The 23,591-nt window shown below is 71.4% G+C and carries 25 protein-coding genes; 9 read left to right on the top strand and 16 right to left on the bottom strand.

Translation table 11 applies throughout. The features are described 5' to 3' along the window. Positions 1 to 131: 131 nt before the first annotated feature. Complete coding sequence (locus tag IE264_RS09905; RefSeq protein ID WP_032756945.1) at positions 132 to 1,064, bottom strand: hypothetical protein; 933 nt, start codon at positions 1,062 to 1,064, stop codon at positions 132 to 134. A 631-nt stretch (positions 1,065 to 1,695) separates the two neighbouring features. On the opposite strand from IE264_RS09905, the gene IE264_RS09900 reads away from it, so the two are divergent. The 4 genes from IE264_RS09900 to IE264_RS09885 all read left to right on the top strand — a co-directional run bounded on the left by IE264_RS09900 (position 1,696) and on the right by IE264_RS09885 (position 6,497). Continuing rightward, the gene (locus IE264_RS09900; RefSeq protein WP_031123478.1) at positions 1,696 to 2,910 is read left to right on the top strand and encodes a PucR family transcriptional regulator; all 1,215 of its coding nucleotides are present in this window, start codon (positions 1,696 to 1,698) and stop codon (positions 2,908 to 2,910) included. 201 nt (positions 2,911 to 3,111) lie between these two features. Continuing rightward, entirely contained in the window at positions 3,112 to 3,375 is a 264-nt protein-coding gene (locus tag IE264_RS09895) for a hypothetical protein (protein ID WP_015612623.1), read from the top strand. Between the two features lie 110 nt (positions 3,376 to 3,485). Next, complete coding sequence (locus IE264_RS09890) at positions 3,486 to 4,346, top strand: hypothetical protein (protein ID WP_051821813.1); 861 nt, start codon at positions 3,486 to 3,488, stop codon at positions 4,344 to 4,346. A gap of 57 nt (positions 4,347 to 4,403) precedes the next feature. After that, entirely contained in the window at positions 4,404 to 6,497 is a 2,094-nt protein-coding gene (locus IE264_RS09885; protein ID WP_015612621.1) for an MDR family MFS transporter, read from the top strand. 9 nt (positions 6,498 to 6,506) lie between these two features. Here the strand turns inward: IE264_RS09885 and IE264_RS09880 are convergent, their stop codons facing one another. From IE264_RS09880 to IE264_RS09870, 3 genes are all read right to left on the bottom strand, one after another. Further along, positions 6,507 to 7,097: a GNAT family N-acetyltransferase gene (locus tag IE264_RS09880; protein WP_032756946.1), complete on the bottom strand. Its 591-nt coding sequence runs from the start codon at positions 7,095 to 7,097 to the stop codon at positions 6,507 to 6,509. Between the two features lie 68 nt (positions 7,098 to 7,165). Further along, entirely contained in the window at positions 7,166 to 7,612 is a 447-nt protein-coding gene (locus tag IE264_RS09875) for a YchJ family protein (RefSeq protein ID WP_032756947.1), read from the bottom strand. 125 nt (positions 7,613 to 7,737) lie between these two features. Beyond that, positions 7,738 to 8,703: a GlxA family transcriptional regulator gene (locus tag IE264_RS09870; RefSeq protein WP_032756948.1), complete on the bottom strand. Its 966-nt coding sequence runs from the start codon at positions 8,701 to 8,703 to the stop codon at positions 7,738 to 7,740. A 52-nt stretch (positions 8,704 to 8,755) separates the two neighbouring features. Here IE264_RS09870 and IE264_RS09865 point away from each other — a divergent pair, with 52 nt between their 5' ends. Next, the gene (locus tag IE264_RS09865) at positions 8,756 to 9,181 is read left to right on the top strand and encodes a cupin domain-containing protein (protein ID WP_032756949.1); all 426 of its coding nucleotides are present in this window, start codon (positions 8,756 to 8,758) and stop codon (positions 9,179 to 9,181) included. A 10-nt stretch (positions 9,182 to 9,191) separates the two neighbouring features. Here the strand turns inward: IE264_RS09865 and IE264_RS09860 are convergent, their stop codons facing one another. The 3 genes from IE264_RS09860 to IE264_RS09850 all read right to left on the bottom strand — a co-directional run bounded on the left by IE264_RS09860 (position 9,192) and on the right by IE264_RS09850 (position 11,253). Beyond that, the gene (locus tag IE264_RS09860) at positions 9,192 to 10,001 is read right to left on the bottom strand and encodes an SAM-dependent methyltransferase (protein ID WP_032756950.1); all 810 of its coding nucleotides are present in this window, start codon (positions 9,999 to 10,001) and stop codon (positions 9,192 to 9,194) included. Positions 10,002 to 10,156: 155 nt separating this feature from the next. After that, complete coding sequence (locus tag IE264_RS09855; RefSeq protein WP_030573999.1) at positions 10,157 to 10,393, bottom strand: DUF397 domain-containing protein; 237 nt, start codon at positions 10,391 to 10,393, stop codon at positions 10,157 to 10,159. Next, entirely contained in the window at positions 10,393 to 11,253 is an 861-nt protein-coding gene (locus IE264_RS09850; RefSeq protein WP_190167616.1) for a Sco1979 family transcriptional regulator, read from the bottom strand. The genes IE264_RS09855 and IE264_RS09850 overlap by 1 nt, the downstream gene beginning before the upstream one ends. A 207-nt stretch (positions 11,254 to 11,460) precedes the next feature. Here IE264_RS09850 and IE264_RS09845 point away from each other — a divergent pair, with 207 nt between their 5' ends. Both IE264_RS09845 and IE264_RS09840 read left to right on the top strand, forming a co-directional pair. Next, positions 11,461 to 11,919 carry an ATP-binding protein gene (locus IE264_RS09845; protein ID WP_032756952.1) on the top strand — a complete coding sequence of 153 codons (459 nt, stop codon included), beginning with the start codon at positions 11,461 to 11,463 and terminating at the stop codon, positions 11,917 to 11,919. Then, positions 11,913 to 12,338 (top strand): hypothetical protein, encoded by a 426-nt coding sequence (locus IE264_RS09840; RefSeq protein ID WP_015612612.1) that lies wholly within the window; start codon positions 11,913 to 11,915, stop codon positions 12,336 to 12,338. Before IE264_RS09845 ends, IE264_RS09840 begins: the two co-directional genes overlap by 7 nt. Positions 12,339 to 12,351: 13 nt before the next feature. On the opposite strand, the gene IE264_RS09835 is transcribed toward IE264_RS09840, so the two are convergent. The 6 genes from IE264_RS09835 to IE264_RS09810 form a co-directional block, all read right to left on the bottom strand. Further along, positions 12,352 to 13,698 carry a 6-phospho-beta-glucosidase gene (locus tag IE264_RS09835; RefSeq protein WP_032756953.1) on the bottom strand — a complete coding sequence of 449 codons (1,347 nt, stop codon included), beginning with the start codon at positions 13,696 to 13,698 and terminating at the stop codon, positions 12,352 to 12,354. Between the two features lie 103 nt (positions 13,699 to 13,801). Then, positions 13,802 to 15,373, bottom strand: a complete 1,572-nt coding sequence (locus IE264_RS09830; protein WP_032756954.1) for a cytochrome P450 — start codon at positions 15,371 to 15,373, stop codon at positions 13,802 to 13,804. A 123-nt stretch (positions 15,374 to 15,496) separates the two neighbouring features. After that, the gene (locus IE264_RS09825; protein ID WP_003964952.1) at positions 15,497 to 16,111 is read right to left on the bottom strand and encodes a GTP-binding protein; all 615 of its coding nucleotides are present in this window, start codon (positions 16,109 to 16,111) and stop codon (positions 15,497 to 15,499) included. Next, positions 16,092 to 16,463: a DUF742 domain-containing protein gene (locus tag IE264_RS09820; RefSeq protein WP_015612609.1), complete on the bottom strand. Its 372-nt coding sequence runs from the start codon at positions 16,461 to 16,463 to the stop codon at positions 16,092 to 16,094. Before IE264_RS09820 ends, IE264_RS09825 begins: the two co-directional genes overlap by 20 nt. Further along, complete coding sequence (locus IE264_RS09815) at positions 16,460 to 16,867, bottom strand: roadblock/LC7 domain-containing protein (RefSeq protein WP_006128841.1); 408 nt, start codon at positions 16,865 to 16,867, stop codon at positions 16,460 to 16,462. The genes IE264_RS09820 and IE264_RS09815 overlap by 4 nt, the downstream gene beginning before the upstream one ends. Further along, on the bottom strand, positions 16,864 to 18,507 hold the full coding sequence (locus tag IE264_RS09810) for a sensor histidine kinase (RefSeq protein ID WP_032756955.1): 1,644 nt from the start codon (positions 18,505 to 18,507) through the stop codon (positions 16,864 to 16,866). Before IE264_RS09810 ends, IE264_RS09815 begins: the two co-directional genes overlap by 4 nt. Positions 18,508 to 19,074: 567 nt before the next feature. Between IE264_RS09810 and IE264_RS09805 the strand changes: the two genes are divergently transcribed. Further along, complete coding sequence (locus IE264_RS09805) at positions 19,075 to 19,839, top strand: IclR family transcriptional regulator (protein ID WP_032756956.1); 765 nt, start codon at positions 19,075 to 19,077, stop codon at positions 19,837 to 19,839. A 19-nt stretch (positions 19,840 to 19,858) separates the two neighbouring features. Here IE264_RS09805 and IE264_RS09800 read toward each other — a convergent pair whose 3' ends face one another. From IE264_RS09800 to IE264_RS09790, 3 genes are all read right to left on the bottom strand, one after another. Further along, a complete protein-coding gene (locus IE264_RS09800; protein WP_032756957.1) occupies positions 19,859 to 20,365 on the bottom strand; it encodes a MarR family winged helix-turn-helix transcriptional regulator in 507 nt (168 codons plus the stop codon). Next, positions 20,362 to 22,098, bottom strand: a complete 1,737-nt coding sequence (locus IE264_RS09795) for an FUSC family protein (RefSeq protein ID WP_032756958.1) — start codon at positions 22,096 to 22,098, stop codon at positions 20,362 to 20,364. Before IE264_RS09795 ends, IE264_RS09800 begins: the two co-directional genes overlap by 4 nt. 111 nt (positions 22,099 to 22,209) lie before the next feature. Further along, complete coding sequence (locus IE264_RS09790; protein ID WP_032756959.1) at positions 22,210 to 23,037, bottom strand: LURP-one-related family protein; 828 nt, start codon at positions 23,035 to 23,037, stop codon at positions 22,210 to 22,212. A gap of 73 nt (positions 23,038 to 23,110) precedes the next feature. On the opposite strand from IE264_RS09790, the gene IE264_RS09785 reads away from it, so the two are divergent. Continuing rightward, the gene (locus tag IE264_RS09785; protein ID WP_015612603.1) at positions 23,111 to 23,539 is read left to right on the top strand and encodes a hypothetical protein; all 429 of its coding nucleotides are present in this window, start codon (positions 23,111 to 23,113) and stop codon (positions 23,537 to 23,539) included. Positions 23,540 to 23,591 lie beyond the last annotated feature (52 nt).

Below are 23,591 nucleotides of genomic sequence, written 5' to 3'. Positions count from 1 at the left end.
CGCTTCGAACTGGACCGGAGAAGGCGCGGCTCGTTCCGGTTCGCCTTCTGTCAGGAGCGATCAGGCGGCTGTCGCACCACCTCCTTCTTCCGGTTCCGCAATGCCCTCGGGGGGTTCGGGGGCATCGGCCGCTACCGCACCGCGGAGTGCCAGAATTCGGACAGCTTCCTGCCCTCGTTCGGCGCCAGGCCGACCGGGTCGTAGGGGCTGCCGAAATAGGTCGAGGTGTCGTTGAGCTTCACGCTGTTCTTGCCGGCGGCGGACGGGAGACCGGTCTTGAGGTTGACCGCCCAGTCCAGGAGTCCGGCTCCGCAACCGCTCGCCCCCGGTACGGCGAACGTGGCATCGCCCTGGTCGGCGCCGGCGAAGGTGTACCGGCCCATCTCCCCTTCGTCGTCGCGGGTTCCGTCGGCCGCGAACCGCTGGAGCGAGAGGCTCGGGGCGTTCAGATTCTGCGGCTTGAGAAGCACGGGATTGGCCGTGGTGCCGATGTAGCACTTGTCACCGAGGAACGGGTTCCTGAGATGGATGCGGACCGGAATGGTGAGAATGGGCTCACCGGTGGAGAAGGCCGCCACCATATTGAAGTCTCTCGGCGCGCCCGCAGGTTCGATGGTGGCCGTGATCCGGTTGAGGTTGTTGTCCGTCAACTGGCGGCAGATGGCGGTGACGAAGGGAATGGCGCTGGGGCACATCAGCCCGAGCAGCCCCCCGGGAACGACGGCCGGATCGGCGGTGAGGGCTCCCTCGGGGGGCGCCACCAGCGTGCTGGTGCCGTTGTTGTGCTGGATGACGCCGAGCTGCAGATCGCTGTTGCCGGTGGGAACCACGCTCTTGCCGAGCGTGATGGAGCCGGTGACCGAACTCGAAGAGATGCAGGTGGCGATGTTGGTGATGCCGTCCGCCGCGAGCATGGCGGGCGCGTCCACCGGGCAGCGGTCGAACGGCGCCCAGTCGCCGTTGAGCTCGGTCGCCGCGGCGGCCGAGCCGGTGGAGAGCACGGCGCTGAACGCCGTGAATGCGGCGAGCAGCCCTATGCGGGTGCGGTTGGAAACGGATCTCATGTCGTCCCCTCTTGTGGCCGCCGGGTTGCGGCCTCGTGCGCGAAGTTGACCGGTTCTCCGACGCATGCCCGCACCGCGGCACAGATGCCGGCAGTGGTGGAGCCGCGGGGTGGACCCGGGGGAGGAAGATCTGAGCGTCAAATTTCGGGCAGATTTCATGTCCGAATTGAACGAAGCGTGATGTTACTCGCGGGAAACACAGCGACACAATCCGTCCGTACAAGAATTTTTGCGCAGCCCTGTTTTTGATCCGTAAATGAGTAACCGCGGGTCACCCCTTTATCAAGGAATGCGCATCCGGAGGCTCCGGAATACGGGCCGGCTGCCGCAGCCCGGCCTCCCGCGTCCACCGGGAACGCCCTCCGGCCCGCGTCGGCGCCCTTGTCACCGGCGGAGCAGACGGCCGAAATTCATTGTCCGAAAGCGCGTAGTACCGCCCGACCTGCACGGAAGTCCCGCCGCACGGACACGATGCGTGCCCCCTGCACTCCGATCTTGTCCAAGTGGTGTGCAGTGCCTGTTCCGTGGTCTATCTTCGTCGCGGACTTGGTCCGCACCTGTCGGTTCGTGGGAGCGCTTTCCCCCACCGTCTCACCCCACCACCGGGCGCCGAGAGCAGAGGGGACATGGCATGGCACACCTCATACAGCCGTTGGACACCGATGACCCCCTGGGGCCGCTCCCCCAGGAATTCGCCGCGATCATGCGGCCCGAACTCCCCAGTCTCATCAAGGAAATCGGTGTGGAGGTCACCCGCGCCTATCCGGAATACGCCCGGCTGCTGGACGGACCGAACGGCCAGGCCATCCGGGTCGGCGTGGAGCAGAGCCTTTCCTCGTTCGTCGACCTGGTGGCCGAGCCCACCGCTCCCACCACGCTGCGGGACGACATGTGCCGGCGCTTCGGGCGGTTCGAGGCGTACGAGGGCCGGACCATGGACACCCTCCAGGGCGCCTACCGGCTCGGCGCGCGGGTGGCGCTGCGGCGGGCGAAGAAGGTGGGGCAGAGCTACCACCTCTCCCCCACCCTGATGCTCAGCTTCGCCGACGCGCTCTTCGCCTATGTCGACGAGCTGGAATCGCTCTCCCGCGAGGGCTTCCTGGAGGTCCAGTCGCAGTCCGGGGAGCAGAGCGAGGCGCTGCGCCGCCGTCTGCTCCATCTCATCCTCGCCGGGCGGCCCGCCCCCCGCAGCGCCATCGCCGACCTGTGCGAACAGACCGGCTGGGCGCTGCCCGACGAGGTCACCCTGGTCGCCGTACGCGCCCCGGCCGGTCTGGACCGGCTCAGCGCCGACCGGGACATCCTCCTCGATCTCAGCGACCCGCAGCCGCACTTACTCATCCCCGGTGCCCTGGACACCGCACGAAGATCGATGCTGGAACAGGCCCTGCCGGCCAGCCACGCGGCGATCGGACTCACCGTCCCGACCGCCCTGGCCTGCGACTCGATCCGCTGGGCCCGCCGGGTGCTGGAACTCGTCGACGCCGGCGTGATCGACGACGCCCCGCTGATCCGCTGCGAGGACCACCTCATCACCCTGTGGCTGCTCTCCGACCCCGCCCTGCTGGACCAGCTCGCCCAGCGGGAACTGGCCGCCGTGGCGGGGATCAGCGCCACCCGCCGTGAGCGGCTGATCGAGACGCTCCGGATCTGGCTCGACACCCGGGGCACGGCGGCCCAGATGGGCGAACTGCTCGATGTGCACCCACAGACCGTGCGCTACCGCATGCGCAGCCTGGAGACCATTTTCGGTGATCAACTCGTCGATCCGGAGAGCCGTTTCGCCACCGAGGCCGTGCTGCGCGCGCTGCGGTTGCGCGCCCGCCCGTCCGGCACATCCCCCTGATCCGGATCACGTTCGGCGCGACAGGTCAACTTACCCGTGCGTAAGGCGAAATAGACGGTCAGTCCCAAACGGTTGCGACACGGAGACGTATCCGACGAGAAATCCGGAACCGCGTCCCGTACACAGGGAGGAGTCTGCCGCTCATCCGGCGGCAGCACTCACGTACCGCCTCCTGGCCAACCATCCGAGAGGGAACACCCCATGACCGCCTCGCACCTCCTCGTCCCCGTGCCGATCCCGGACCGGGTCGCCGCGCTGATCGGCTCGTGCATCCCGCCGCACATCCTGGAGGCGGAGTTCGAGGCCGACTGCGCGGCCCGCGAGGTCCGCAGGTTCCGGGGCCCCCGGCTGGGCATCGAGGACCAGGCCGACCGCGAACAGGCCCTGTCCGAACTGGCCCGCGCCAACAAGATCCTGGCCGCTCATCACCCCAGGCTGGCGGTGGGTCCCGGCTCGTTCTCCTGACCGGACGTGGGCGCACCGGACCGCTCGGTGTCGGAGCCGGGCCCGGCGGGGGCCCGGGCGGGGCCGTCAGGGATAGTGATCCTCCCTCCCCGACCACCCCGGAGATCCCCATGTCCCCCGTGCTCCTGACCGGCAGCGAAGGCCGCCGCCCCGCCCTCCTCCTCGTCACCGATCTCGCCTACGAGGCGCGCGGGCGCCGCTACTGCGACGAGGACATCTTCCTGGCCTCCCGGCTGCGCGAGGAGTTCGACGTCGCGCTCTGCCACCCCCGGGACGCGGCCGCGCTGCTGGACCGCTTCGAGATCGCCCTCGTACGCAACAGCGGGCCCGTCCTGCACTACCGGGAGGCGTACGACGCGTTCCGCGCACGGGCCCTGGAGCTGCGGGTGCCGGTCTACAACCCGCTGGACGGGCGCGGGGACGTGGCGGGCAAGGAGTATCTGGTGGAGCTGAGCCGGGACGGGTTCCCGGTGATCCCGACGGTGGACCGGGCGGCGGATCTGGGGCTGCTGCCGGAGGCCCGGGAGTACGTGGTCAAGCCGAAGCTGGGGGCGGACTCGGTGGGGCTGCGGTTCGTCGGTGGGGCGGAGGTCGCGGGCGAGGTGGAGCGGGAGGGTGCGGGGGCGCTGCTCGTGCAGCCTCGGATCGACTTCCGCTACGAGGTGTCCTTCTACTTCGTCGACCACGACTTCCAGTACGCGCTGTACGCGCCGGACCCGGAGCGGCGGTGGGTGCTGGAGCCGTACGCGGCCGACGCGGCGGACCTGGCGTTCGCCCGGCGCTTCATCGAGTGGAACTCCCTCGCGCACGGCATCCAGCGGGTCGACGCCTGCCGTACGGCGGAGGGCGAGCTGCTGCTCGTGGAGCTGGAGGACCTCAATCCGTATCTCTCGCTCGACCGGGTGGACGAGGAGGTCAGGGAGGCGTTCGTCGCGCGGCTCAAGAGGTCGCTGGCCTCGCTGACCGGCTGACCCCCGTCCGGACTGCCCCCGCATGCGGGCGGCGGGGGGCGGTGTGAGGGTGCAGACGTGACCACTGCCAGCGAGAAAGCCCCCGCCGCGCAGAGTTCCGCCGCGCCGCCGCCCCTCCTCGACCGGCGGCGACGCAACATCGTCTTCGCCACCATCGTGCTCGGCATGCTGCTGGCGGCGCTGGACCAGACGATCGTGGGGACGGCCCTGCCGACGATCGTCTCGGAGCTGGGCGGCGCCGAGCATGTGTCGTGGGTGGTCACCTCGTATCTGCTCGCCGAGACGGTCGCCACCGTCCTGGTCGGCAAGTTCGGTGACCTGTTCGGACGGAAGCTGATCTTCCAGATTTCGGCGATCGTCTTCATCACCGGCTCGTTCCTCTGCGGTCTCGCCTCGGACATGCTGCTGCTGATCATCTGGCGCGGTATGCAGGGCATCGGGGCGGGCGGCCTCATGGTCACGTCGATGGCGCTGATCGCCGATGTGATCCCGCTGCGTGAGCGCGGCAAGTACCAGGGGGCGATCGGGGCGGTCTTCGGTATCTCGACGGTGATCGGGCCGCTGCTCGGCGGGCTGTTCACCGACCATCTGACCTGGCGCTGGGCGTTCTACGTCAATGTGCCGATCGCGATCGTGGTGGTGATCGCCGCCGCCCGCAACATCCCGTCGGTGAAGGCCGCCGGACGGCCGGTCATCGACTACACCGGCATCGCGCTCGTCGCCGTCGGGGCGAGCGCGCTGATCCTCGCGACGAGCTGGGGCGGGAACGAGTACGCCTGGGGCTCGCCCATGATCATCGGGCTGTTCGTCGCCGGGATCGTCGCCCTGGCGCTGTTCCGCCGGGTGGAGACGCGGGCGAAGGAACCGATGCTGCCGATGCGGCTCTTCCGGAACCCGGTGTTCACCGTCTGCTCGATCCTCAGCTTCATCGTCGGTTTCGCGATGCTGGGCTCGATGATCTTCCTGCCGACCTACCTCCAGTACGTGGACGGGGACTCGGCGACCCTCTCGGGCGTGCGGACCCTGCCCCTGGTGGTGGGCCTGCTGGTCGCCTCCATCTTCAGCGGCAACGTGGTCAGCAAGACGGGCCGCTACCGCATCTTCCCCATCGTCGGGACGCTGGTCATGGCGGCCGGGCTGTTCCTCCTCTCCCGGATGGGGCCCGGCACCGGGGTGTGGGTGGAGTCGCTCTACATGGTGGTGCTGGGGCTCGGCATCGGGCTCGCGATGCAGGTGCTGACGATCGCCGTGCAGAACACCGTCGAGTACGCGGACCTGGGTACGGCGACCTCGGGCGTGACGTTCTTCCGTACGCTCGGCAGCGCCTTCGGCACGGCCGTCTTCGGGACGATCTACGCCAACGCGCTCGGGCCCAACCTCGCCGACGGGATCGGCCGGGCCGTGGCCGCGGGCGGTGACCCGGCGGTCCTGGCCCGGGCCTCCCAGAGCCCGCAGGCCCTGCACGCGCTGCCCGCCGCCCAGGCGGAACCGCTGGCACAGGCGTACGCGCAGACGCTGCACACCGTGTTCCTGTGGACGGTTCCGGTGGCGCTGATCGGCTTCGTCGTCGCGCTGTTCCTCAAGGAGGTGAAGCTGCGGGACTCGGCCCGGCTCGCGTCGACGGACATGGGTGACGGCTTCGCCCAGCCCGGCAGCGGCGACTCCGAGAAGCTCCTGGAGATCGCGGTGGCCACGATCCTGCACAGCGCCGGCCCGGACACCGCCCGGCGGATCACCGCGGGGTCCGACACCCGGCTCGACATGGCCGGGGCCTGGGCGGTGATGCAGGTGGACCTCTTCACCCGGATGGTCGGCCACGCGGGCCTGAGACTGATCGCGGCCCGGCACCGCCTGCCACCGGAGGTCCTGGTGCCGGTCTTCGACCGGATGATCGAGGAGGGCTACCTCACCGGGGACGGCCGGATCTTCTCCCATACGGCGGCGGGGCGGCGCGAGGCGACGGTGATCTCCGACGCCTGGGGCCGCTGGCTCAACGAACGGCTCGCCGAGGACGGGGCCCCGCCCGACGACGGCCGGCTCCGGGTCGCCGTGGACACGATCGCGAAGCGGCTCCTGGCGGAGGACCTGGCCCAGGAGCTGTCGCCGGCGCCCCACCCGGGCGGTTCGACCCGGGTGGGGGCACCGGCCTGACCCCTCGGGTCAGACGTGGTCCCAGGACCGGGGGCGGGTCTGCGCCTCCCACTCCGTACGGAGCAGGGAGAGGAGCGCGTTGTCGTGGCGGCGGCCCCGGTGCAGGCAGGAGGACCGGCGTACGCCCTCCTGTGTGAACCCCGCTCCCTTCAGGGTGGCGAGGGCGGCCGCGTTCTCGGTGTGGGTGAGGGCTTCGACCCGCTGCAGGGGCAGTTCACCGAAGGCCAGGTCGGTCAGGGCGGCGAGGGCGTCGGCGGCGTGGCCCTTGCCCCGGTGCTCGGGGGCGAGCAGGAGGTAGGCCTCGGCGGTGCCGTCGACGAAGTCCTCGTCGGTGAGGGCTATGTGGCCGATGGGGGTGTCGTCCGGGAGCAGGACGATGAAGTCGTCGCGGGTGCGGTCCTCGACGTAGGAGACGAGCCGTTCGCGGAGATCGTGGAGCGGGCCCGGCCAGATCCCGATCTCCTGGGCGGCGACCGGGTCGGCGCGCCAGTGCTGGAGCAGCTCGGCGTCGTCCGGCTCCAGGGGGGTGAAGGCCACGTGCTCGCCGCGCCAGAATCGTTCCCGCGCGGCGTACGGCGCTTCGGCTTCGTCCTCGTTCATGCGCGGATCGTACGGGGCCTTCCGCCCTGGTGGGAAAGGGGTTTCGGGCCCGACGCGCGCACCCGGTCTCAGTCCACGAAGACGGCCATCGCGTAGACCCAGGCGCCCTCGTGGCGGACGAAGCGGCTGTGCTCGTGGAGGGAGTCGGGGCGCCCGTCGTCGGTGTAGTGGGCGCGGAAGGTGACAGTCCCCGTGGTGTGGAAGGCGCTGCCCTCGGTCGTTGCCAGGATCTCCAGCCCGGTCCAGCGCATCGCGGGGTCGAAGTCGACGCCCGGCGGCCGGGTCTCGGGGTGCCAGGTGCGCAGCAGGTACGCGGCGTCCCGGACGACGAAGGCCGCGTACCGGGAGCGCATCAGGGCCTCGCAGGTCGGGGCGGCGGCGCTGCCGGAGTGGAAGCGGCCGCAGCACTCCCCGTAGGTCGCGGTGAGGCCGCAGGGGCAGGGCGAGGCGGGGGTGATGCGGGGGGCCTGCGGGGCGGCGGCGGGCTGCCTGGGGCGGGAGGTGCGTCGTGACATGGGTCCATTGTGGCCCGGGGGCGAGGGAGGGGGCCGGGGGGCGTGGGTGCCCCGGGGGTCCGGTTCAGCGGGCCGGGCGCATGCGCCCCCGTGCTCCGGCGCCCGCACCGCGGCCCCGCCCCGCCTCAGCCCCCCGCGGCGAACCGGCGGCGGTACTCCGTGGGCGTCAGCCCCGTGCGGCGGCGGAGCTGGGTGCGCAGATTGGTCGCCGTACCGAGGCCGCTGGTGCGGGCGATCACGTCCAGGCGGTCCTCGCCGCGTTCCATGAGGCGGCAGGCCAGGGTGGTGCGCTGCTCGGTCAGCCAGGCCAGCGGGGTCGTGCCCAGCTGGGCCCGGAAGCGGCGGTGGAGGGTGGCGGGGCTGACAGCCGCGCGGGCAGCGAGGCCGGACACGTCCAGGCCCTCGGCCAGGTGTCCGGCGGCCCAGTCCAGGAGCGGGGCGAGCGAGGCATCGGCGACCTCGGGCAGCGGGTGCTCGATGAACTGGCGCTGGCCGCCGTCCCGGTGCGCGGGGTGGACCAGCCTTCGGCTGACGGCCGCCGCGATCTCGGCCCCGTGGTCGGCGCGGACGAGGTGGAGGGCGGTGTCCAGGGCGGCGGCGCTGCCCGCGGCGGTGATCACCTGGCCGTCGTCGACGAAGAGGACGTCGGGCTGGAGGTCGACCTGCGGGTACCGGGCGGTGAAGGCCGAGGCCCAGCGCCAGTGCGTGGTGGCGCGCCTGCCGTCCAGGACACCCGCCGCTGCGAGTGTGAACGTCCCCGTGCAGAAGCTGACCAGCCTGGCGCCCCGCGCGGCGGCCCGCCGGATCGCCGCCAGGACTTCCGGTCCTGGGTCCTCCAGCGGGTCGGGCCGGTTGGGGACGATGACGGTGTCGGCACGGTCCACGGCGTCGAGCCCGGACACGTCCGAGAGCTGGAAGAAGCCCGCGTGCATCCGGACCGTGGGGGTGGGCGAGCAGAGCGTGAAGTTGTACCAGTCGACGGGCAGCTCGGGGCGGCGCAGGCCGAAGAGTTCGGTCGCCACGCCCATCTCGAAGGGGTTCGAGCCGGCCGAGACGATCATGACCACCCGGTGCGAGGATTCTTTCGCCATATGCGATTCGTAGCACTCACGGGCGTGGCGGTCCAGCGCGCAGGGTGGAGGCATGACCACGGACACGGCACGACCCGCCACCGGACCCATCCTGCTCGGCGATGCGCTGAGCTCCTTCGACGCGCTGTGGAGCCCGCGCATCCTGACCCGCGTCAACGACTACGACGTACGCGTCGCCAAGGTTCTCGGCGAGCACGTCTGGCATGTGCACGAGAACACGGACGAGTTCTTCCTGGTGGTGGAGGGGGTGCTGGACATCGCCCTGCGCGACGGGGAGACCCCGGAGGACGAGCGGACCGTGACACTCCGCCGCGGCGCGGTCTTCGTCGTGCCGCAAGGCACGTGGCACCGCCCGCGCTCGGCGGACGGTGCCTCCCTGATGCTCTTCGAACCCTCGGGTACGTCGACGGTGGGCGACGCCCACGACCCCGTACCCGACCATGTGGACGCGACGACGGGCCACGCGCTCACCCGGTGAGGCGGGCCGTTCAGGGCTTGCGGGCGACTCCCGCGTAACCGGGGATCGGTTCGTCACCCGGTACGTCGATGACCTCGCCGAGCTCCGGACGCCAGTCGGCGGAGAGCGAGACGCCCGGGTCCACCAGTTCCAGGCCGTCGAAGAAGGCGGTCAGCTCGGCGCGCGAGCGGGGGCGCAGGGTCATCCCGCGCTCCTTGTACATGGCCCGGGCCTGGGCCGCGCCCTCCGGGTTGAAGTCACCGGTGGTGTGCGAGAGCACCAGGTAGCTGCCGGACGGGAGCTGCTCCACCAGCCTGTCGACGAGGTCGGCCGCGCCGTCCTCGTCGTCGATGAAGTGCAGCAGCGCCAGCAGGGAGAGAGCGATCGGCTGCTCGAAGTCCAGGACCTTCCCGGCCTCGGCCAGGATCGTCTCGGGCTTGCGCGCGTCGGCCTGGATGTACTCCGTGGCGCCCTCGGGCGTGGAGCGCAGCAGGGCCGCCGCGTGGGCGAGGACGATCGGGTCGTTGTCGCAGTACACGATCCGTGCGTCGCGGGCGGTCTGCTGAACGATCTGGTGGAGGTTCGGCTCGGTGGGTATGCCGGTGCCGATGTCCAGGAACTGGCGCACCCCCCTCTCGGCGAGCCAGCGGGTGGCCCGGTGCATGAACGCCCGGTTGACCCGCGCCATGTCCCCGCCCCGGGCGTCCAGCTTGAGCAGCTCCCGTGCCATCTGTTCGTCGACCGGGTAGTTGTCCTTGCCGCCGAGGAACCAGTCGTACATCCGGGCGGGATGCGGCTTGCTGGTGTCGATCTCGGTGCTCTGGGGGTCTTGCCCGGTCATGGCGCACTCCATGGGTAGTGGTCCGAGGGCCGCCGATCAGCGGGCGATCGGCCGGCGGTCAGGGGAAGGAACAGAACGCTGGTACCGGCTGGGACGAGCCCAACTGCTCCGAGAGGCCGGGTCCTTCGGTGCGGGACAGGATAAGTGGTGGCGCGTCAGGTGAGAAGGAAATCCGCCTGGCCCGCCTTGGCACCCTGGATGAACGCGGCGATCTCGCCGTTGGAGTAGATGAGCGCGGGGCCGTCCGGATCGGCGGACTGACGCACCGCGACCCGGCCGTCCGCGAGCTTCATGGCCTCGATGCAGTTGCCCCCGTTCCCGCCGCTCCAGGGCTTGTACCAGCCTTCGGAGCCGAGGTCGGCGGCCGGCATGCCGTTGTATATGTGGTTCATCACAGCTCCTTGCGGAAGTCCCGGAGGATTTCCTTCGTGCGTTGTGCAGTTGCGGCCTGAGCCGCCATGCGGTCCATGACTTCGAGGTACGAGGCCACCTCGGGGCGGGCGTCGAAGTAGACCGCTCCGGTGAGGTACTCGCTGAAGACCATGTCCGGAAGTTCGGGTACGGCGAACCGGAAGAGGACGAACGGCCCGTAGGTACCCGGGTGGTGGCCGGTCGCGAACTCCGCGATCTGCAGGGTGACGTGGGAGAGCTCGGTGGCTTCGAGCAGCTTGTCGATCTGGGCGCGCATCACCTGCGCGCTGCCCACCGGCCGCCGCAGGACGGTCTCGTCCATGATCACCCACAGTCGGGGGGCGTCGTCCTTGGCGAGCAGGGCCTGGCGCTCCATACGCAGGGCGACATGGCGTTCGATGTCCTCGGGCCGGGTCTGGCCGACGGCTCCGGTGCGCATCACGGAGCGCGCGTAGTCCTCGGTCTGGAGCAGCCCGGGGCCGAAGTGCGGCTCGTACATGCGCAGCAGACTCGCGGCGCCCTCCAGGCTGACGTACATGCTGAACCAGTCGGGCAGGACGTCGTGGAACCGCTGCCACCAGCCGGGCTTGTTCGCCTCCTCGGCCAGTTCGACGAAGGCCTCGGCCTCGTCGTCGGCGATGCCGTACGCCTTCAGCAGCAGCTGGACATAGGGGATCTTGAGGCCGACCTCGGCCGTCTCCATCCGTCGTATCGTCGCAGGAGCGACCCTGAGCACCTTCGCCGCCTGGTCCCGGGTCAGGCCGACGCGCTCCCGCAGATCCTGCAGGCGCTTGCCGAGCACGACCTGGCCCACGGTCGGGGCGGACCGCGGTTCGCTCACTTCAGACCTCCCCATGCGCTGTTTTGCGAGCAGTGTGCCACGCGTGCGCCCCCAACGACACAGCCACTCTGAAAATTTCAGAGTGCCCCTTGCCAAGTGTCCTCGGCAGGGGGAGAGTTGGTTGTCGAACCAGTTCGCTCAGTCATGACCGCTCCTCGCACACCGGGGAACGAAGCGTGACGCAGCCCCCACTGTGAGGAATCGGTCGTGGCACCTGGCAGTGCGCTCATCCCCCGGCTCATGGATCTCAGCCCCGGGACGGAAGCGCTCCGATACTGCTTCGCGCTGCCCGCGCACCCGGAGTCGGTGGCCGGCGCACGGCAGTTGACCCGGGCCAGGCTGGAGACCTGGAAGCTGGGCGGCGATGTGTACGACGCGGCCGTTCTCATCGTGTCCGAGCTGGTCACCAACGCGGTCGTGCACACCGCGAGCACCCGTGTGGTGTGCGAGCTGCGCTGTCTCGGCAGACGTCTGCGGATAGCCGTCCAGGACCAGGGGCACCAGCCCGGCGGCCCGCGGCTGCGCCGCTGTTCCGACGACGAGCACGGACGAGGTCTGCTGCTGGTCGACACGATGAGCAGCTCCTGGGGATCCCACGACGCCGGGGACGACTCCGGCCGCATCGTGTGGGCGGAGCTCCCGCACGGCATGGAGCAGCCATGCTGAGGAACGCGCTGTCCCGGCTGCGCGGTGCGCACAGGTCGCGCCCGTCCGAGGACGGCCGCGGTGGCCGGGTGCAGTTGTCGCTGCCGCCCTCGATGTCGGCCAGCCTGGGCTGCGACGCGGTCGGCGTGCCCGCCCGGCACGGCTTCCGCCTGATGTCCCATCTCCCGCGCACCGGCTGCGTGTTCGCCGACGCGGACCGCTGGTGGTGGATCGTCCCGGCCGGCTCCGACCTCGATCTGGACTGGCCCGAGCAGGTGATGTACGCACGGGGCGCCGACGTCCCCGCCGTGCGCCCCCGCCTGATCCATTCGCCGGACAGCCTCACCCCGTACACTCCGCCCATCCCGCTCTTCCTGATGGTGTGTCAGGTAGCGGGGGTCGTCCCGACCTGGGCCAGGAGCGTCGTCTCCGCCCCTTGAACCGAGCTTTTCCTCAGGGCTTGTCGAGGTAGGCGAGCTGCGGGTGGGCCTCGGTGTACCCGTCCACCAGCCGCCGGGCGACCGTGACGGAGTCGACCAGCGGGTGCAGTGCGAAGGCCTGCACGGCCGCCGCCCGCGACCCGCTCTCCGCCGCCTCCAGCACCGCCCGCTCCACGGCCTTCACCGCCGTGACGAGACCGACGGCGTGGTACGGGAGTGGCGAAACGGCCACCGGATGGGCCCCGTTGGCGTCGACGAGGCAGGGAACCTCCACGACGGCTTCGGCATCCAGGGCCGAAAGGGCCGTGCGGTTGCGGACGTTGAGGATCAGCGAGGTGCGTTCGTTGCGGGCGATGGCCCGCATCAGGGCGAGGGCGACCTGTTCGTAGCCGCCGGACTCCAGGTCGCTCTCCTCCCGCTCCCCCGCCCCGGCGACGTCCCGGTTCTCCGCCATGTAGGTGGCCTCGCGCTCGGCGCGGGTGCGGTCCCAGGTGGCCAGGGGCGGGGTGCCGGGCTCCCGCATCCGGGCGTAGAACCCCTCCTGCTGGTCGCGGAGGAAGGCACCCCGGGTCTGTTCGGCCTCCTGGTAGGCGGTGACGGCTTCGCGGTTGAAGTAGTAGTAGTGCAGGTACTCGTTGGGGATCGCGCCCAGCGACCGGAGCAGTTCCGCGCCGAAGAGCCGGCCCTCCTCGAAGGAGCCGAGCAGGGCGGGGTCGGCGAGCAGCCGGGGCAGTTCGTCCCGCCCGTCGACGTACAGGCCCCGCACCCAGCCGAGGTGGTTGAGTCCGGCGTAGTCGATCCAGGCCCGCTCCGGGTCTGCGCCCAGGACCCGGGCGATGCGGCGGCCGAGCCCGACCGGTGAGTCGCAGATGCCGATGACCCGGTCACCGAGGTGCCGGGACATCGCCTCGGTGACCAGCCCGGCCGGGTTGGTGAAGTTGATGGTCCAGGCGTGCGGGGCGAGCCGGGCGATGCGCCGGGCCAGCTCGACGGCGACGGGGGCGGTCCGCAGCCCGTACGCGATGCCTCCGGCGCCGACCGTCTCCTGGCCGAGCACACCCAGGTCGAGGGCGACCCGCTCGTCGGCGGCCCGGCCCGCCAGGCCGCCGACGCGGATCGCGGAGAAGACGAAGTCGGCGCCGCGCAGCGCCTCGTCCAGCTCGGTGGTGGCGACGACGGCGGGCGCGTCCGGGACGCCTTCGGCCTGTTCGCCGAGGACGCGGGCGACGGCGGTGAGCCGGTCGGCGTCGGTGTCGTACAGGGTGACCCGGGAGACGCGGCCCTCGGCGTGATCGCCGAGCAGGGCCCCGTACACGAGAGGCACGCGGAATCCGCCACCGCCAAGAATTGTCAGCTTCACGCTGCTCGATGGTACGGGGGTGGCTCGGCGCGGTTGTGGTGGCTCGCGCACGGCGAGGCCCCGGAACCCGCACGCGTGTACGGGTCCGGGGCCGTCGGCCGGGTCAGTAGCCGTTCCACCAGCGGGAGACCGCCTGCCAGAGCCGGGCGGGCGCGGCCGGGCGGCGCTGCTGCGGGATCACGGCCGTACCCGGGGCCGGCTCGGCGGTCGCCGGGGCGGGGGTCTCCGCGGGAGCGGCAGCCGGGCGGTGCTGCGGCGCCGCGCCCGGAGCGTGGGCGGGCTGCATCCCCGCGATGGAGTGCGCGGGCTCGGGGACCGGGCGGGCCGGGGAGGAGATCTCCCAGTCGCCCGTCGGGCGGACGGCGCGGGCCATCACCGAGAGCGGATCGGAGTCCAGCTTCTGCTGCGGGCTGGGGGCGAACTTCACCGGCAGCTCGACCAGGTGGCGGGACATGATGTTGCCCACCCAGCGCAGCTCGCTCTCCTCGGTGCCGAGCTCCAGGTCCGGCAGCCGCATCAGCAGGGCGTCGACGCCGACGTCGGCGATCGCTCGGCCGATGTCCTGGCCGGGGCACTCGTGCGGGCCGCCGCTGAACGCGAGGTGGGCGCGGTTGCCCTCCATGTTGGCGGTGAGGTCCGGGCGCACCGTGGGGTCGGTGTTGGCCGGGGCGATGCCCACGAGCAGGGCGTCGCCCGCCTTGATCTGCTGGCCGCCGAGCTCGGTGTCGCCGACCGCCCAGCGGCCGAAGACGGCGGTGAAGGGCGGCTCGTCCCAGAGGGTCTGCTCCACCGCTTCGGGCACGGTCATGTGGCCGCCGCTGAGCCGGGCGCGGAAGCGCGGGTCGGTGAGGACCATGCGCAGCACGTTGGCGATGAGGTTGGCGGTGGACTCGTACGCGGCGATGAGGATGAGCCGCAGGTGCTCGACGACCTCGATGTCGCTCATCGTGGCGGGGTGTTCGACGAGCCAGCTGGCGAAGTCGGGGGCGGGTTCGGCGCGGCGGCGCTCCACCAGCCGCGTCAGTACGGAGACGATGTGGGCGTTGCTGGCCACGGCGGTCTCGGTGCCGCGGGTCATGTCGCGGGCCGCCTGGACGAGCCGCTCGTCGTACTCCTCGGGCATGCCGAAGATCGCGCACATCACCATCATCGGCAGATGTTCCGCGAACTGGCTGACGAGGTCGGCGCTGCCCTTCTCGGAGAAGTCGTTGACCAGCCGGTTGCTGAAGCGGTTGATGTGGCGGCGGACGCCGCGGGTGTCGATGCGCTCCATGCTGTCGGTGACCGCGCCGCGCTGCCGCTCGTGCTTGGCGCCGTCGGCGAAGACGCAGACGGGCTGCCAGGTGAAGATCGGGGCGAGCGGGTGGTCCGGGGCGACGCTGCCGTCCTGGAGGGCCCGCCAGCGCCGGGAGTCCCGGGAGAACTGGGACGGGGTCCGGGTGAGGTGGAGGTTCTCGCTGTGGCCGAGGACCAGCCAGGCGGGTACGTCGCCGTGGAGCAGGACCGGGGCGACCGTGCCGTGTTCGGCGCGGAGCTTGTCGTAGAGGCCGGCGGGGTCGTTCTCCGCCTCGGGACCGTAGAGCCGGCGCAGGCCGCCGGGGCCGGTGCCGAGGTTGTGGGCCGGGCACTGGGGCGGCGGGGAGACGCCGGGTTCGTGGTGGAAGGGGGTTGTCACAGTGGCTCCAGGGATCAGGATGGCCAAGGATCGAGCACAGGCGGGCAGGGGTGTACGGGGCGCGCGTCGGGGGAACGGCGTGCGCCCGCGCCTTCGGGACGGCCGGGAACCGTCCCGAAGACGTCAGGCGAGCGGGACGGCCAGGCTGTGCAGATAGCGCATCAGGGTCATCAGCACATCGCGGCTGGAGGCCCGCAGCCGGGCGTCGCAGTCGATCATCGGGACCTCGTCGGGCAGGTCGAGGGCTCTGCGCAGGGCCTCGACCGGGTGGTGCGGTGCGTCGGGGAAGGTGTTGACGGCCACCACGAACGGCACTCCGCGCTCCTCCAGCCGCCCGATGACGTCGAAGCTGACTTCGAGCCGCCGGGTGTCGATGAGGACGACGGCGCCGAGGGCTCCTTCGAAGAGGCCGTTCCACAGGAACCAGAAGCGTTCCTGGCCGGGGGTGCCGAACAGGTAGAGGATCAGCTCCTCGCTGAGGCTGATCCGGCCGAAGTCCATCGCGACGGTGGTGGCGGTCTTCGTCTCCACCCCGGCGTTGTCGTCCACGCCGACGCCGGCCTGGGTCATGGTCTCTTCGGTGGTCAGGGGCCGGATCTCGCTGACCGAGCCGACCATGGTCGTCTTGCCGACCCCGAACCCGCCGACGATCACGACCTTCACCGCGGCGGTGGCCGTGGTGGGGAGGACGTCCTCACTGCGGGGTCCGGTGATCGTGTCAGAGCTTCTGAAGTCCATGCATCACCGCTTCGAGAAGGGACCTGTCGGGGAGTGTGGCGCGGACGATCGGCGCACGCGACTCGATGAGTTCGGTCGCGAGCAGATCGCTCAGGAGCGAGGTGACCACGCTGAACGGCAGGCTGAGGTAGGCGGAGATCTCGGCGACCGACAACGGGGCCTGGCAGAGCCGCAGGATCGCGGCCTGCTCCGGCTGGAACGTCGGCGAGGGCTCGGCCTGGGCCACGACCATCGTGACCAGGTCGAGGGCGGCCCGTTCGCTGCCGTCGAGATCGCCGGTGATCACGTACAGCCGTTCCGGGTCGCTGAGCGCCGGATCGGTCTTGCGGCGTTCTCGTCGGGGTCCGCTCATCCGGACTGCCCGCCGTGGCGGGGCGGACTGGTCAGGTGGGCGCCGATCCGCACGACCATGTCCCGCATCCTGGCGCCGACCAGACCCGCGTCGACGGTCTCGCCCGCCAGCACGGCGAGATAGGCGCCGGTCCCGGCCGCCATCAAGTAGAAGAAGCCGCCGGTGACTTCGATGACCACCAGCTTCATCAGACCGTCGCTGTAGGGGATTTCGGTGGCCACCGCGGCGGCCAGGCTCTGCAGCCCGGCGCAGGCCGCCGCCAGCCGGTCGGCGACGTCGGGGTCGCCGCCGTGCATGGCGATGCGCAGCCCGTCCGACGAGAGCACCACGATCTGGTGGATGCTCGGCACGTCGTCGGCCAGTTCCTTGAGCATCCAGTCCATGTTTCCCCGCTGCTGGATCACTTGAGGTCTCCCTTGTCCCACGCGTCATCGGAGTCTTCGCCGTGCTTCGGTTCCTGCGGTACGCCGTTGACGGCCTTGGTGAAGGCCTCCAGCCAGAGGCCGGGGGGCTTCTCGCCGCCGTGTCCGGCGTCGGGGGCCCCGCCTCCCCTGTTCGGCAGTCCCCCGTTGGCGGGGGCGGGCGCCGGCGGGGGCTGCTGCGGCAGGTTGTGCGAGCCGAGCGGGGCGCGGCCCCGGCTGCGGCGCTGCGGCAGTCCGTTCTCGGTCCACTCGGTGACCACCGGAAGGTCGTCCTCCATGGGCGCCACGGGCACCGCCGGACGCGCGGTCGCGGCAGGGGCCCCGGCGGGGGCCGGTGCGACCACGGAGGGCACGGGGCCGGTGGCGGCGGGCTTGGGCTTGCGCTTGCCGGGCGGCGGCACCACGTGCTGGAGCTGCGACATGTCCAGCGAGCTGGTGGGCCGCGAGGTGGCGCCGATGCCGTGGGCGATGCCCGGGGCGGGCCCGGTGGTGATCATGTCGCGCGGCACGATCAGGACCGCGCGGACCCCGCCGTACGCCGACTGACGCAGGGACACCTGGAGCTGGTACATCCGCGAGAGCCGGCCGACGACGGCCATGCCGAGCCGCGGGGACTCCCCGAGGTCGTTCATGTTGATGCCGGCCTGGGCCTGGGCGAGCATGTTCTCGGCGCGGGCGCGGGCCTCCTCGCTGAGGCTGACGCCGCCGTCCTCGATCTCGATGGCGATGCCGGTCTGCACCTCGACCGCGGTGACGTGCACCCGGGTCTGGGGCGGCGAGTAGCGGGTCGCGTTGTCGAGGAGTTCGGCGCAGGCGTGGATGAGCGGCTCGACCGAGGTACCGACGATGGCGACCTTGGCGATCGAGTGCAGATCGACGCGCTGGTACTCCAGGATGCGGGACATCGCACCGCGCAGCACGCTGAACAGCGGTACGGGCTTGGGCCACTGGCGACTGGGGCGGGCACCGCCGAGGACGGCGATGGAGTCGGCGAGCCGGCCGATCAGCGCGGTGCCGTGGTCGATGCGGAGCAGGTCGTCGAAGACCTCGGGGTTGCGCCCGTAGTGGTCCTCCATCTCCCGCAGCTCACTGGCCTGGCGGTGCACGATCGCCTGGACGCGGCGGGCGACGCTGACGAAGGCGCGCTGCGCGGAGTCACGCCGGGCCTCCTCGTTGTCGATGACTTCGAGGACCTGGTAGATCTGCTCGCGCAGCGCCTTGGGCAGATGGCGGTTGGCCGCATCCGCGTCGACGATGTCGCGCATGACCTCCTCGGGCGAATTGCCCACCCGCAGACGCCGGATGGCGGCGGGCATGACCTCCTTGGTGAGCCGCACGGTCTCGGAGTCGTGCGAGAGGATGCGGTGCTCCAGGTAGGCGATGCGCCGTTCGTACTCCGCGCGCTGGGCGCCCATGGCGCGACGGCGGCGGTGCAGCGCCACGGTGAGTACGGCGACCACGAGCGTGGTGATCGCGCCGCACACGGCGACTGGTATCCGCGCGGCCGGGACCACCAGGACCGCACCGGCGGCGGTGGCGCCGGCCAGCAGGACCACGGGCGGCAGGACTACGCGGACGACGGGTACTTCTCTGTCGGTCGGCGGTGATTCAACACGGACCATCTAAAACCCTCTGGCGGTTGATTCCGGGATGTATACGCACGTGAGCGGAGACTCATGAACAAGTGCTCGAATTCGCATCAACTCGACTTCACTGCGCGTGAGCTTAGCCAGATCAGAACAGGGGATCGGCATATTCACCCAACCCCCTGCGGGAGCCCGCGAAGAGGAATACACTCGCCAGTTTTCGCACTCAGCGCTGTGGAGTGTGCGCATGGAGTGACGGTGGCTGGAAATCGGCGGTCTTCGTCTTCCCTTGTACTGGAGAGCGGGACGAAATGCGTCCCCAAAAGGCTGATAACCGATCAATTGACCTGCCCTGGCCTCGATTTCGTACCGCAGAACAGGACAGAGGCACAGATGATCGAACCGGATCGAAAGGAACAGATTCCTGACCACTCCAGGGGTGACCCGGAAAATCGCTGGGCTGACGCGTATACGACCGCAGTTTTCACGGGCCCCTGGAGTGCCCGGCGCGGACGGTGCGGCAGCGGGGATCATGGCGGTGGACACCGCCTTGCGGGGGCGTCGGCGGCATACCCGGAGTGACGAGAGGGAGCGGGCGGAAGCATGACTGCGACAGGTGACTACACGATCGCCTCGCTGGATACGGGTCTCCGCGCCATGCGGCTCTTCCTCACCCATGACACCCTCACCGTCACCGAGGCCGCCGAGCGGCTCTCCGTCGGACGGTCCACCGCGCACCGGGTGCTCAGCACGCTGGAGAGCCGGGGGTTCGCAATCCGGGACACGTCGGGGCGCGGCTACGCGGCGGGCCCGGAGCTGGTGCGGCTGGGCCGGCCCGCGGGATTCGGCCGCGCGGCCCGCGAGCGGCTGGGGCCCGTACTGGAGGACGCGGCCGGGCGGACCGGTGAGACGGTGTGGAGTGTGGCGCTCATCGGCGACCAGGTCATCGTCACGGACGGCCGCGAGTCACCCCATCCGGTGCGCGTGGCACTGGAGTTGGGGCGGACCGGTCCGGCCCACGCGGGGTCGGGCGGGCTGCTGCTGCTCTCCCGGATGACGGCGGACCAGGTGTGCGCGCTCTATCCGCACGAGGAGCTGGAGCCGGTCACCCCGGCCACGCTCACCTCGCGGGCGGCCCTCCTGGACGAGCTGGCGCTGATCCGGCGGAGGGGCCACGCGGTCGGCCGGGGCATGTCCGTCCCGGGCATGACCACGGTCGCCGTCTCCCTGGCCGGGTCCAGCTGGCGGGACCGGCTCGCCCTGGTGGCCGCGGCTCCGGCGGACCGGTCCGGCGACGCCGCACTGGCCGAACGGGCGGAGCGGCTGCGGGAGTCGGCCGCGCTGCTGGGTCCCGCGCAACCGTCCTGACCTCGTTCGTACGGCCCGCTCAGCGACGCGCCCCGCCGAGCCGCCCCTCCAACTGGACCAGCAGCTCGCTGAGCCGGGAGCTGAGTTCACCGCGTCGCTCGTCGTCGAGCCCCGAGAGGACCGCCCGCTCGTACGCGAGCTGTTCGGGCAGCAGCCGGTCGACCAGGGCCCGGCCCTCGTCGGTGAGGCGGACGTGGGCGACCCGCCGGTCGCGCTCGTCGCCCCGGCGGTCCATCAGACCGCGTTCCTGGAGTGCCCGCAGCCGCTTGGTGACGGCGGCGCCGGAGGAGAAGGTCTCCCGGGCGAGCTCCCCCGGGGTGAGTTCCCGGTCGGTACGGCGTACGGCGCCGAGGAGGTCGAACTCCGCGCGGGTCAGTCCGGCGGCGCGCAGCGGGGCGTCCTCCGCCTGCTGGAGCAGGGCGGCGCAGCGGTTGATCCGGCCGATGAGTTCCATCGGGCCGGTGTCGAGCCCGGGGTTGACGGCCTGCCACTGCCGTACCACCGAGGCAACGATGTCGTCGGTCACTCCGCTCCGATCGAAAGGGCGTGGGCCGCCCGTCCGCGCCCTCTTTCCGGGGCGCGGGCCGCCGGGCCCAGCCGTTGTGCTGTCGCGGCGAGCGTACGGTGTCCGGCCTGCTCGGCCGCGAGAAGCTCCTGCTCGGGCAGGGCGCGTTGCCACCACTCCCCCGCCGCGGCGTCACCGGCCTCGCGCAGTTCGACGAGGCTGGCGGTCAGTGCGCGGCGCGCCCGGTCGAGCTCGGCGGAGGGGGCGGCGTACGCCGTCTCGGCTTCGGTGCGGGCCCGGGCGGTGGCTTCGAGGGCCCGCTCGACGCGGCCCGTCGCCCTGCGGTTGGTGACGAGCGTGGCGGCGAGGAACCCGGCGAGCGCGCCGAGGACGGTGTCCAGGACCCGGTCGCCGATCAGCTCCCCGGCCGGGTGGGAGCCGCCGAACTCCAGGACCAGGAGAGCCATCGGGGTGACGGCGACGGAGCCGAGCCAGTAGTTCCGGGTGATCAGGGCCTCGGCGGCGAAGCTGAAGAAGAGGCAGCACAGGACGAGGGCGAGCGGGCCGGTGCGGGAGAGCGGCAGGACGGCGGCGAAGACGAGGACGCCCAGGAGGTTGCCGAGGGTGCGCTGGAGGGCCCGGTTCCAGGTCAGGGTGACATTGGCCTGGTAGAGGGAGGCGGCGGTGACGATCGCCCAGTAGGGGCGGCCGACCCCGAGGGCGGCGCAGAGGTACCCGGCGAGCGCGCAGCCGATCAGCGTGCGGGCGGCAACGGGCAGCAGGTGCGATCCGGGGCCCAGGCTCCGCAGCAGCGTGCGGCGGGCGGCGCGGCGGCCGCCGGATGCGCGCAGCGCGGCGCGTTCGGCGTCGATGCCGTACAGTGCGGCCCGCTCGGCCTCGGTCCCGTACAGCGCGTCGGCCGTGCCGGGGGCGGGCGGCGGTTCGGGGACCGGCCCCCGGGCGCGGACCAGGGCGGCCCGTGCGCGCAACCGGTCGGGGTCGGGAGACGGAGCGGCGAGGGCCTGTTCGGCGTGCGCCACCAGCCGTTCCAGGGAGCGTCGTACGGGGGTGGGCCGGCCGGAGACGAGCAGGCACTGCCAGGCGGCGTGCACCGCGGCGGCCGCGCCGTTGCGGGTACGGGGTCCGGGATCGGCGGCGCAGTCGGCGGCGGCTTCGAGGGCGCGGGCGACGGCCCGGCGCTCGGGTCCCTCACGGCGGATCAGCGCGGGCCCCACGCAGACGAGCCAGGCGACCGCCCCCGCGGCGAGGGTCAGGGCGAGATGGGCCGGGACCTGCCCCAGGCGTTGCGGGGCGAACAGCGCGGCGGAGCTGACGAAGGTGAGGATGACATGGCCGGGCGGCCCGATCCGGGTCGCGTCGCAGAGGACCTTCTGGGCGGCGGCGAGGAGCGCGCCGACCGCGACGAGCACGGCGGTGGAGTGCGTGAGCGAGGCGGTGACCAGGGCGGTCGCGAGCCCGGCGGACATGGAGAGCACGACGCCCGCCACGGTTCGGGCGCGCCGGGCGTACGGCAGGGCGTGGCCGTACAGCGCACAGAGCGAACCGGCCATCGTGTACATCACGAGGTCGAGCCGGCCGGTGGCCAGCAGCGTCAGATGCGGTACGGCGGAGGCGACGACCACGCTCAGCGCGGGCTTGAACCAGGTGTCCGAGGGGCGGCCGAGGCGGAGTGGGGCGGCCAGGGGGAGGCCGCGGGCGAAGGGCCTGCGGGCCCGGGTGGATGTATCACTCACCCATATACATTAACAGGTATTACACCTGTAAACGTTTTGGCGGCGGGGGTCCCGGACAGCACAGCGCCGCCACCCCCGAAGAGGCGGCGGCGCCGTGAGGGCGTGCGCGGATCAGCCGAGGCCCCGGGCGTCCTGCTTGAGTGCGGTGTCCACCGTCAGGGCCGTGGCCACGACGAGGCTGAGCAGCGGCTCGGGCAGCCGCTGGTGGATCTGGAGCACATAGTTGTCGGCCGTCGTGAACATCGTCTTCGCGAGGCCTTCCCAGGTCTTGGTGATCCGGGCGATCTCGGTGCCGTGCTGGTCGACGATCGCGAAGTTCCAGGCGCGCCAGTTCTCCGCCCTGATCGCGCCGATCTGCACACCCCCGGCCGTCATCGCGAAATTGATCTTGCCGATCGCGTTCTGCTGGACGATCTCGCCGACCGGCTGCCCGTCCGGGCGCTGGACGATGACACGGGACTTGATGAACTTCGCCGGGCGGGTCAGCAGGAGCTGCGGCCGGCCGTACGCGTCGCGGATCTCCAGCCGGTGCGTCAGGTACTGGTCGATGCTGGAGACGAAGCGGAGCACCTTGCGCAGCGCGCTCTGGCCGACCTGGACGACCGAACCGACGGTCGCACCGTGCTGGTCGAACACCCGGTACTCGTTCGTCACCTCGATCAGCTTGGCCTTCTGGTTCACCACCAGGACCGGCTGGTCGAAGAGCGAGCCACCGGAGACGGCCTGCTGACCGGCGGGCTGCTGGGCGACCTGCTGGTGCGGGGCGGCCTGCTGAGGGGCGGCCTGCTGGGCGGGGATCCCCGCGGCGGCCGGTGTCTGCTGCCCGTCGGCCGGATGCGTGTGCTCGGTCCAGCGGGCGCCGTCCCAGTAGCGCAGCAACTGGGGTGCGCCATGAGGATCCGGGAACCAGCCCGCGGCTATGTTCGATTGCGTGGTCACTGAGGCACACTATCCCGCGGAATCGGTGACCCATATTCTTTGAATCTTCATGCAGCTACTACGATGACGGGCCATGACCAGGGTGAGCGCTCGGACCGACCGGCAGCGGTGCCGCTCTCGTGTGCCCACCTCGCTGGGCTGGGTGTTCGCCCTGCTGTCCCTGCTCTTCTGCTGCTCGGTCACCACCTCGGCCGCCGCCGCCGTGCCCGTGACGGTGGAGGCTCCGGCCCCCGTGCGGACGCTGACACCGGTGCCCGGCCTGACCATCGAGCCGGTTGTCATGGCCACCCCCGCGGACCGGGGGCTCGGAACCTCGTGCCACGGCGGCTCGACCCACTCGGCGGCCATCGTGCTGCCGGTGTCGTCCGCACCCGTGGCGCTCCCCTCCCCCGTGGCCCTCGCGCCCGTCGCCCCGCTCACCGGGGCGGCCGCCATCCGGGGGCCCTCCCACGACGGTGCCCACTCCGTCGATCAGCTGCGTCTTCAGGTCCAACGGATCTAGAGCCGGGTCCGCTCCCCTCTCCGCGCCTCGTGCCGGAGCCCGGGAGCGGCTG

Origin of the sequence: Streptomyces microflavus, from assembly GCF_014650075.1 — a bacterium.
GTDB classification, from domain to species: Bacteria; Actinomycetota; Actinomycetes; order Streptomycetales; family Streptomycetaceae; genus Streptomyces; species Streptomyces microflavus.
Note: the sequence above shows the minus strand (reverse complement) of the source record. Positions and strands in the feature narration are given on the sequence as shown.